General features: G+C 40.9%; 7 protein-coding genes. 6 read left to right on the top strand and 1 reads right to left on the bottom strand.

All coding sequences use genetic code 11. The features are described from left to right. The 3 genes from J2X69_RS24300 to J2X69_RS24290 form a co-directional block, all read left to right on the top strand. Positions 1–1,224 (top strand): FtsX-like permease family protein (locus J2X69_RS24300; RefSeq protein WP_310109341.1); only part of this gene is annotated, 1,224 nt, incomplete at its 5' end. Positions 1,225–1,498: 274 nt separating this feature from the next. Further along, entirely contained in the window at positions 1,499–1,972 is a 474-nt protein-coding gene (locus J2X69_RS24295; protein WP_310109339.1) for a transposase, read from the top strand. A gap of 335 nt (positions 1,973–2,307) precedes the next feature. Beyond that, entirely contained in the window at positions 2,308–2,826 is a 519-nt protein-coding gene (locus J2X69_RS24290) for a transposase (protein ID WP_310109336.1), read from the top strand. 291 nt (positions 2,827–3,117) lie between these two features. Here J2X69_RS24290 and J2X69_RS24285 read toward each other — a convergent pair whose 3' ends face one another. Beyond that, a complete protein-coding gene (locus J2X69_RS24285) occupies positions 3,118–4,332 on the bottom strand; it encodes an ATP-binding protein (RefSeq protein WP_310109333.1) in 1,215 nt (404 codons plus the stop codon). A gap of 206 nt (positions 4,333–4,538) precedes the next feature. Between J2X69_RS24285 and J2X69_RS24280 the strand changes: the two genes are divergently transcribed. The 3 genes from J2X69_RS24280 to J2X69_RS24270 all read left to right on the top strand — a co-directional run bounded on the left by J2X69_RS24280 (position 4,539) and on the right by J2X69_RS24270 (position 10,169). Next, the gene (locus tag J2X69_RS24280) at positions 4,539–6,908 is read left to right on the top strand and encodes an ABC transporter permease (RefSeq protein WP_310109331.1); all 2,370 of its coding nucleotides are present in this window, start codon (positions 4,539–4,541) and stop codon (positions 6,906–6,908) included. A 102-nt stretch (positions 6,909–7,010) separates the two neighbouring features. Then, complete coding sequence (locus J2X69_RS24275; protein ID WP_310109329.1) at positions 7,011–7,229, top strand: hypothetical protein; 219 nt, start codon at positions 7,011–7,013, stop codon at positions 7,227–7,229. 528 nt (positions 7,230–7,757) lie between these two features. Continuing rightward, the gene (locus tag J2X69_RS24270) at positions 7,758–10,169 is read left to right on the top strand and encodes an ABC transporter permease (protein WP_310109327.1); all 2,412 of its coding nucleotides are present in this window, start codon (positions 7,758–7,760) and stop codon (positions 10,167–10,169) included. Positions 10,170–10,679: the final 510 nt, after the last annotated feature.

The raw sequence follows: 10,679 nt of genomic DNA, 5'->3' as shown, positions 1-10,679 counted from the left end.
GCGACAGGACTGATCGCGGGGAGTTACCCTGCACTCTATATTTCCGGCCTCAATTCCATTGCCGTTTTGAAGGGCGGGAAGCTTAGCAGTCATATGGGAGAAATATGGGCACGGAAAGGTCTGGTGGTGTTTCAATTTGCATTGTCTGTCATTTTAATCGTTTCGGTATGGGTTGTATATCAACAGGTTGAGTTCGTACAAAAACAACACCTGGGATACGAAAAGGATAATATTATAAGTTTTGGAAGAGAGGGGCAATTGAATGAGGTCGGTAAACTGGAAACTTTTATTTCGGAAATAAAAAATATTCCCGGCGTGGTCGGAGCCTCTACCATTGGGCATACTATGGCAGGACATATGAGTGGGACATGGGGAGTAGTATGGCCAGGTAAAGACCCGGAAGATAAAACTGAATTTGAGAATGTCGGGGTTAACTACGACATGTTGGAGTTGCTTAATATTCAGCTAAAGGAAGGACGGTTATTCTCAAGAGATTTTGGTGCTGACTCTTCCAAAATTATTCTTAATGAAGCTGCCATTGATTACATGGGGCTTTCCGATCCTATTGGTGAAACCATTAAACTTTGGGGAGAGGATAGAGAAATCATAGGGATTACAGAGAATTTCCATTTTGAGTCATTTCATGAGGAGGTGAAACCACTTTTCTTTCGGCTTTCGCAAGATGACGCCTGGAATATCATGGTCAAAATTGAAGGAGGGGAAGAGCAGAATACACTGCCCCTTCTTCAGCAGTTTTATGGGGAGTTTAATCCAGGTTTTTCATTGGATTATAGATTTCTGGATGAGGCTTATCAAGCCCAGTATATTGCCGAACAACGGGTTTCCATTTTATCAAAATACTTTGCCGGACTAGCTATCTTGATTTCCTGTTTGGGCTTATTTGGACTTGCCACTTATACTGCAGAAAGGCGGGCAAAAGAAATAGGCATCCGAAAGGTGCTTGGTTCTAATGAATGGAAAATCCTGACCCTTTTGACAGGGGACTTTGCGAAAATGATATTGATCGCGATTGTTGTTGCAATTCCAATAAGTTATTACCTCACCAAAAGTTGGCTGGATGGATTTGCATTTAAAATAGACCTGGAATGGTGGTTCTTTATCGGAGCCGGTATACTGACTTTGGGGATTGCCCTGCTTACGGTAAGTTTCCAATCCGTCAAAGCAGCACTTATGAATCCTGTGGAGAGCTTGAAGAGTGAGTAATTAGTAGGCAGTGGTCAGTTTGCAGTTATCAGCTGGTACGTCATTGCGAGGCTTAACATTTAGAAAATGCACAAATCGAGATGACGTTGTAAATTTGCACTTCCTGTGCAAATTGGCCGGAGCTCGAATAGAGCAAGTTGCCTGTTTGCGAGTATGGTTGGAAAGAAAGGAGTCACAAATCATGGTACTTTTCCATTTCCGGAAAATGTCCGTTCGGTAGCCTTTCAATTGATTGATATTTCTTTCCGCACAGGTTTATTCTAACCGGTAGGACATGGATAAAATCAGGAAGAATGCCGCCGGGATAGACATCGGCGCAAAGAAAATTTTTGTAGCCATAGAGAATGAACCGGTAAGGTCATTTGAAACTTTCACCGAAGATTTAATCCGGAGTAGGGATTATTTGTTGTCCCACAGGATTGAAACAGTTGCTATGGAAGCAACCGGGGTTTATTGGGTAATACTTTATGATATACTCGAACGTGCCGGTCTGGATGTGTGGTTGGTGGATGGTAGACAGACCAAACAAGTTCCCGGCCGTAAAACAGATGTGAAGGATTGCCAGTGGATACAGCAGTTACACAGCTATGGGCTTCTTAACCGGTGTTTTGTTCCTGATGAACAGGTAAAAGAAATGCGGATTTATCAGCGGATCAGAGAGGACCATATACGCAGCGCGGCGATGCATATCAACCATATGCAAAAAGCGCTTACAGAAATGAACATCCGGTTGAAAGAGGGTTCTTAGCCAGATCCACGGTGCAAGCGGATTGGCGGTTATTAAGGCGATCCTGTCAGGGGAAAGAACACCGGAACGGCTGTTGGCCCTTTGTCATAAAAGCATCAGGGAAAAGAAAGCAGACCTTGTATTAAAGTCATTGGAAGGCCATTATAATGAACCCGGCCTCTTTTCATTGGGACAGGCCTACAATGCCTATCTTTTTTATCAACGGCAAATTGATGAATGTGATCAAAAAATCCAGAAAGCTTTGGAAAGGGGCAATCGGTATCATGAAGATGGGGTATCAAAAAAGGAAATAGAATCGGTTAAAAACCGAAAACCCATAAGACACAATAAACCGGATGTGGATTTTCTCGGAGGTCATTTGCTTAAAGTTTTTTACGGGAAAGGATGCAACGGATCTGCCCGGAATTACCGATTACACTTGGCTCCGACTTTATGCCGAGACCGGGACTGATTTACTCAAATGGAAAACCGAGAAGCATTTTACATCTTGGTTGGGACTTGCACCGGGCCAGCACCGGTCCGGGAAATTAAACAAGAATAGAAATAGGAAATACCGGCCGAAAGCAGGTCAGATTTTCAGACAGCTTGCCCAAAGCCTTATTGAAAGTAAGAAAATAGCCCTTGGCGCTTTTGGTCGGAGGCTAAAAGTCAAACGGGGATCGGGAATAGCTGTAAAAGCAACGGCAAGAAAGCTTGCAGTGCTTTATTGGAGATTAATGGTGAAAGGACTGGATTATACCGAAAGAGGAATAAAAGCATATGAAGAAAAGATGAAATTGAATCAAGAAAGATGGCTTACCAAAACAGCAAAAAACTTAGGGTATCAACTTGTTGAATATCACCCTATTATATAATACGTCATCGGTAACGACGGAGGAGTGTGGCAATCTGTTTATTGAAGTAGAAAGTATCCAGTATCAAGATTTTAGAACATAGAGCCAAGATCAAAATAGAGAACGCTGAATGGTGAATGCCGAACCCGCCTCCCAGAGGGCAGGTAATGAAGATTAGATACCCCGATTAACCCTTAATCTTTTAACCTTTAATCCATTAACTCTTAACCATAGTTTGAAAGTATCAAGATTGGAGAGATGAGAGGCAATCTCCATGTAATACACAAAGAATGCATCAAGAGCATGCTTTGTTCAGGTGAAGTCCATTTTTAAGAAATCACGTAAGGGCATCTGTTGGATACCCTTGAAGGTGTTTAGTGGTTTGATCATGTCCATTGTTATCACGTATTTGGGATAGTTGTCGGCGACATTCATCAGGTTTCCGAACTCCCGTTGTATGGTCACCTCATCAAAGAGAGCGTAACATACCTGAACATATAAGCGCTCTCCGTTCTTTTCTCCGATAAAGTCTATTTCTTTATCTTGAAACTTTCCTACAAATACCCGAAACCCATTTCGCAGCAATTGCATGTAAACGGCGTTCTCCATGAGTTTGCCTATATCGCTTCGGTAATTAAAGCTCCGGATACTGTTACGTAGTCCTAAGTCTTCGAAATAATACTTCTCTCCGATTTCAAAAATTTTCAGACCATTGATATCGGCTCTGGCCACCTTATGGATAAAATAGGAATTGGTTAATGCCTTTAGGTAGTTGATAACGGTTTGGGTAGGTATGTTGACCCGTTGGGACTTTAGGTATTTGCTGATATTTTGTGCTGAAAACAAGCTGCCGGTATTATCGGCAAGGTAGGCTACCAGATTTTCCAGTAGAGAGACATTCCGTATTCCTTCCCAGCTGACGACATCTCTGAGTAGAATAGAAGAATATACGTTTTTCAGATATTCGAATACATGTCCTGGATTGAGTCCAATATGGTGTTGGTATGGCATGCCCCCTACGGTCAGGTACAGTTCGAGATTTTCAATCTTGTCTTCCAGTTGATTAAATGTAAGAAACTCTGCGTAACTAAGGCTATGGATAGGAAATTCGATGTAACGCCCGGCCATGAGAGTGGCGAGTTCACCTGACAATATATTGGCATTGCTTCCCGTACAATAGATATCACAGGCTTGCTCGTTCAACAAACTTCTGAGACACCGTTGAAAATCCACGATTTCCTGCACTTCGTCAATAAATAGATAGTTGGGTTTTCCTTGGATCAATTCCTGATTTACATAATGATCGAGGTCGCTATGGTTGGTGATTTCCGAGAATTTCTCCAACTCCTTGTCTACATAGATGACGTTTGCTTCAGGTTGATTTTCTTTGATATGTTTGATGATCATTTTAAGCATATAGCTTTTTCCCACCCGTCTTTGACCCGTTAGTATCTTGATGATATGCTTGTCGAGAAAAGGTTTAATCCTGTCTAGATATTGATCTCTTCTGATGATTTTTTCTTCCATTGTACTTGAGGGATTTATCAAAAATAGTAATTTCTTCAATTATAATTGAAGAAAAAGCATGCTCATCTACCATCTCTTCGACCGCCCACGAACGATTTTGTTCGAAAAATTTCCCAAGGAATCCCATAAGCGTCCTATACTAGCTGGAAATGCAGCTTTTTGCTGGCACAAAACTCGCGAATTATAAAGGAATCAATTCCTAAGGCATGCTCCGACACAACCTCCTTCTGATCTTCCGGGGTTTTAAGAAGGATAAAAGCACTTTCTTTATCAATCTAATTGGCCTCTCTACCGGTCTTGCCTGTGCCCTTTTGATTTTTTTGTGGGTGAGGGATGAACTGAGTTTTGATCAATTTCATGAAAACGATGAACGGCTATATCAGGTGATGGTGAATCGGCAATCAGGTAAAGGAATTCAGACTGTGGATATGACTCCCGCATTTTTAGCGGAAGCTTTGGCTGAAGAATTGCCCGAAGTTGAAATGGCTGTTACAACTGCCTCAACACAGGGCTTTGACGAAATTAAGCTTTCAATTGCTTATGAAAATGTCAACCTAAAAGAAATGGGAAGGTTTGTAGGTAAGGATTTTTTCAATATGTTTTCTTATGAGTTGATCCAAGGAGATTCCAAGCAGGTCTTGGCCGAAAAAAACTCCATTGTACTATCGGAAACACTTGCACTCAAGTTATTTAAATCCCTTGAAAATGTAGTTGGAAAAGTTGTAACACTGAAAGTAAAAGAAGAGGGATATGTGGTGTCCGGTGTATTTAGAGATATGCCGCCAAACTCTTTCCATCAATTTGATTTTTTGATTTCCTGGGATGCATATAAAGAATATCTGCCGCCAAACTGGTATGATTGGGATGAGTTATTATACCGGACGTATATCTTGTTGGCAGAAGGTTCAGATCCTCAGCTTTTCAATGAGAAAATTGCCGGTTTTATTAAAACAAAATATAAAGACTCTTCGGATCAACTATTTATAAGACCCTATTCATCCGGGTACCTGCATGGGAAATATGAAAACGGTGTTCAGGCTGGTGGTCGCATTGAATATGTGAAATTGTTTTCAATAATTGCTGTTTTCATTCTGGTCATAGCATCGATCAATTTCATGAACCTCTCCACGGCTAAAGCTTTCAGCCGTGCAAAAGAAGTGGGTATCAAGAAATCTATGGGAGCGGGAAGAAAGATAATGATTCTACAGTATCTGACCGAATCACTGGTAATTACCCTCTTTGCGCTTGTTTTATCCATAGCCGTGGTGCAGCTTCTTCTGCCTCAGTTTAATCTTTTGACCGGAAAAAACCTTTCATTGGTCTTTGACTTAAGGTTGTACATGGCTATTTCCGGAGTTGTTGCTTTTACAGGACTGTTTGCGGGAAGTTATCCGGCTCTTTATCTTTCCGGATTTAATCCCGCACTTGTTCTTAAAGGGAAATTAAATACCGAAAGGAGTGAGGTTTCTGTTCGTAAAGGTTTGGTGGTGTTTCAATTTGCCTTATCTGTACTATTTATAGTATCGGTATTGGTGGTGTATAAGCAAATCGATTTGATCCAGACCAAAAATTTAGGCTATGATAAAGACAATGTGATTTACTTTGATTCAGAAGGATTTAAAGGAATTGATCAGGATTTAGCGTTTGTTTCAGAGTTGCGTAATATTCCCGGGGTATCCCATGCTTCAGGTACATCGGAAATTATAGTTAATCCGGGTGCTATTATGACCGGAGTTAGCTGGCCCGGTAAAAACCCCGAGGAGGAATATGTTTTTAACGGCGCCGGTGTTATGGAAGGAATGATAGAGCTGCTTGGGATTGAAATAAAAGAAGGTCGCTCATTTTCCTATGATTTTCAATCAGAAAATGATCAGATCATTATCAATGAAGCTGCTTTGGAACTTATGGGGCTGAAAGATCCCGTAGGTCAGGTTATAGATTTTTATGGCAATGCCGAAATAGTGGGTGTCGCGAAAAACTTCCACTTCCAGTCTCTTTATGAGGAAGTTAAGCCCTTTGTTTTTTTATTGGAACGTGGAGCTATGCAATTTATGGTGAAACTTGAGGCCGGAAGTGCAAAGGAAAGCCTGTCAAAGATTGAAGGAGTTTACGGAAAGTTTAATCCTGGATATAACTTAAATTATAAATACTTGGATCAGGATTATCAAGCCCTATATGAGACAGAACATCGTGTCGGGGAACTCTCCAAGTACTTTGCAGGCATTGCAATTATTATCTCCTGTCTGGGTTTGTTTGGACTTGCAGCCTTTACTGCTGAAAGAAGGGTCAAAGAAATAGGTATTCGCAAGGTTCTGGGTTCCAGTGTGTGGGGAATTTTGACCCTTTTGACAGGTGACTTTGTGAAAATGGTATTGATCGCGGTTGTTGTTGCAATTCCAATAAGTTATTATCTCACCAAAAGTTGGCTGGATGGATTTGCATTTAAAATAGATCTGGAATGGTGGTTCTTTATCGGAGCCGGCGTACTGACTTTGGGGATTGCTCTGCTTACGGTAAGTTTCCAATCCGTCAAAGCCGCGCTGATGAATCCCGTGAATAGCTTGAAGAGTGAGTGATGAGAGTAACAATTATCAATTACCAATTATCAATGTCCAAGGCTCAGGTGTTGCGATCCTTGAACATTGAACATTGAGTTTGGGCATTGAACCTTTGAACCTTTGAATCTAGAATCTAGAGTCAAGAACCAAAACTGGAGACCATGGAACGGAGATGGATTACTGGCCGACTCCCCCTTGGACTTTGAAATTCATCTTGAAAATGGATTTTCATTAAAGGGGGCAGGGGTATTGACTATGCTGATTACCCTGCTGACGATCAGTTTACAATCCGTCAAAGCTGCGCTGATGAATCCGATAAAGAGCTTGAAGAGTGAGTGATGAAAGTAACAATTATCAATTACCAATTATCAATGTCCAAGGCTCAGGTGTTGCGATCCTTGAACATTGAGTTTGGACATTGAACCTTTCAATCGAGAATCTAGAGTCAAGTATCAAGAAACAAGAGTCAAGATCCAAGATCCGTCAGGAGTCATTGCGAACGACGAAGGAGTGTAGCAATCTCTTGTTAGTATTCAGTTAAGTTCAACAGTCCGGAAATATTGAATGATGAATGCCGAATAATGAAGATTAGACAAGCAATTAGCCTTTTTAGCCATCAACCCTTAATCTCTCAACCGTCAGGCAGTAGCAAGCCCTGTTTCAATGATAAATAATACTAAGTTAATACTAGTATTATTTGCACGAGAACGGACAAAAACGTCCGTGCTGATTGAATACAGAATTCGAAAACACCTGATTCAGCTGAAAAAGAGCAGTTTTTGACTGGCACACTTGTGGAAAGTCTCCTCTGAGAATTGGCTTTGGATCTAAAAACCAAAAGACGGCTAACCTTAACACGTTCCAACCATGTGGAAAAACTACCTAAAAATCGCATTTCGTAGCCTTGTCAAAAACAAGCTTCATACAGCTATCAATGTTTCCGGATTGGCTCTGGGGATTGCCAGTGTTTTTCTTATGACTTCTTATGTGATCTATGAGCTTGGATATGATAGGTATTATGAGGAGCACGAGAACCTGTACCGCATCTCATGGGAAGATACCAACCCGCAAACCCGCACGCCTCATCCAATGGCCCAGGCCATGGTAAATGATTTTCCCGAAGTGGAAAACGCAGTTAGCCTCTCTCCGCTTTGGGGTGCAGGATTGACACGGAGGATCTTTTCTGTCCGTAATCTTGAAAAGGACTTACGGTTTGACGAAACCAACGTATTGGCTGTTGATTCCACCTTTTTTGATGTGTTTCGCATTCCGATTGTGCGGGGCAACGCAGAAAATGCCCTGAAAAGTATCAATGGACTATTGATATCCGAATCCACGGCTAAGAAATATTTTGGAAAGGAAGATCCAATCGGCAAATTTCTCGCCGTAAACGCTGATACAGTATTACTGGAAGTTATGGCAGTTTTCAAAGATGTGCCTGATCAGAGCCATTTCCACTTCGATCTGTTGGTTTCCTATGTCCGTGAAAAGTCCTTCGATCCTGATAATGATTATTATACATGGAATGATTTCGGCCACTTTAATTATGTCAGATTAAAGGAAAATTCAGATGCAAAAGTATTGGAGGGTAAGTTGATGAACTGGGCTAAAAACCATATGGATCATGTGCCGGAGGAAGTATTTCAATCGCTGATAACCAATAATTTAGGTTTTAAGCTGCAGCCTGTATCCGATATTCACCTCCGCTCAAATCTCCGCTGGGAACTTGAAGCGAATGGCAATATCGAATATGTATATATCATGGTAGCTGCGGCATTGCTTACACTGTTGGTTTCTTGCATCAACTTTATGAATCTCATGACCGCAAAGTCGGCCGAGCGGGCAAAAGAAATAGGAGTCAGAAAAACCCTTGGTGTATTGCGTAGTCAACTTTCCCTTCAATTCATGAGTGAATCGTTAATTTTAACCCTTATCTCGGTAGTTTTTGCCGTTCTTATCATTGAATTAAGTCTCCCTCTTTACAATTCAGTGACGGGACAATCAGCAACATTGGACTACATGGAAGCTTTTCCGGTTTTAGGAGGTCTTATTATAATCATTGGCATAGGTGCGGCTATATTTCCATCACTCTATCTTTCATCTGCAAAACCTTACGATATTCTAAAAGGGAAATATCAACAATCGACCAACGTGAAAAGCTTGCAAAAAGGGTTGATCGTATTTCAGTTTGCCATTTCGATGGTACTGATCTCAGGAGCGATAGTCATTTTTAATCAACTCGACTATATTAGGAACAAAAATTTGGGGTTTAATACAGAGGAAGTGCTTGTCATACCATTGAAAGAAAGATCTGTCTCTGGGCGAATGGAAGCATTGAAGTCCGAAATACTGAAAATAGAAGGGGTTAACTCTGTTTCTGCGAGTTCAAACTTACCGGGAGGACAGTATAACCAGCATACTATTTTTGCCGCGGATGATCCTGAGAATCGTCTGAATAGTTCGAATGCGTTCGTAGATTACGATTTTATGAAAACTCTGAACATAGAGTTGGTTGATGGCCGTTTTTTTCTGCCCGAAAATAGGGCCGATATCGAGGCTTCATTTGTACTTAATGAAATGGCTGTACAGCAGCTCAATCTTTCAGAAGCCGTGGGAAGTGAGATCCGGTGGATGGCTTTTGGAAATGAAATAAAAGGGAAAGTAATCGGTGTAATGAAGGACTTTCATTTTCAATCACTGCACAGCCCTGTCCAACCGCTGTTTTTTGTACTGTATCCTTCATATAATCATCTGATAATCAGTGTTGATATCGACAACTTTGAAGATAAAATCACCAACATCAAACAAGTCTATTCGGAATTTGATGATTCTTTCGATTTTGAATATGCGTTTTTGGATGACCAACTCAACCAACAATATAAAGCAGAAAGCCGCACTGGTCTTATTTTCGGATTATTTACAGGCATTGCCATTGCCATTGCCTGCTTCGGGTTGTTTGGAATGGCCATGATCACGTTTAATCAGCGTACGAAAGAAGTAAGTGTCAGGAAAGTTCTTGGTGCTTCCATCGTTCAGCTGACTGTTTTATTAATTGGAGACTTCACTCGGTTGATATTAATTGCCGCTGTTGTTGCCACTCCGTTAGCGTGGTTTATAATGGAATGGTGGCTGGGTAATTTTATCTATCAAGTGGGTATTCATCCTGCGGTTTTCCTCTTTTCGGGATTGATTCTGATCTTTATTGCATGGATTGCTCTAAGCTATTTTACTTTCAAGACAATTCGTGTTAATCCTACAGAAACCCTGAAAAATGAATGATACTAAAAGTTTATTGTCAATAGTGAATCCATTGCCAGTGGTTGAAAGGAAAAACTTGAAAAGTGAGTGAATAGTAGCCAGTTTGCAGTGATCAGCTTCCAGTGGAACGTCATTGCGAACGACGAAGGAGTGTGGCAATCTGTTTTGATAGTATTCAGTAAAGTTCAAGAGTTCAGAAATATTGAATGATAAATGCCGAATCCGCCTCCCGGAGGGCAGGTAATGAAAATTAGACAAGCAATTAACGGTTAACTATAGTCTGAAAGTATCAAGATTCTAGAACATAGAATCAAAATCAAAGAGTTTAGATGACCAGGGATAGTGTCAAGATTATATAACCAGTTAACCTTTAATCTTTTAACCTTTAACCAATTAATCCTTAACCATCGTCTGAAAGTATCAAGTGTCAAGATTATAAACCTTAGAACCAAGAACCAAAAGACTAAACCTATCTGTCTATGCTACGTCACAACTTTCTCCTGTTCTACAGAAACTGCAAGCGGTTTAAAA

This window comes from Algoriphagus sp. 4150, from assembly GCF_031457395.1.
Classification (GTDB): Bacteria; Bacteroidota; Bacteroidia; order Cytophagales; family Cyclobacteriaceae; genus Algoriphagus.
This window is presented reverse-complemented; position numbering and strand designations above follow the sequence as displayed.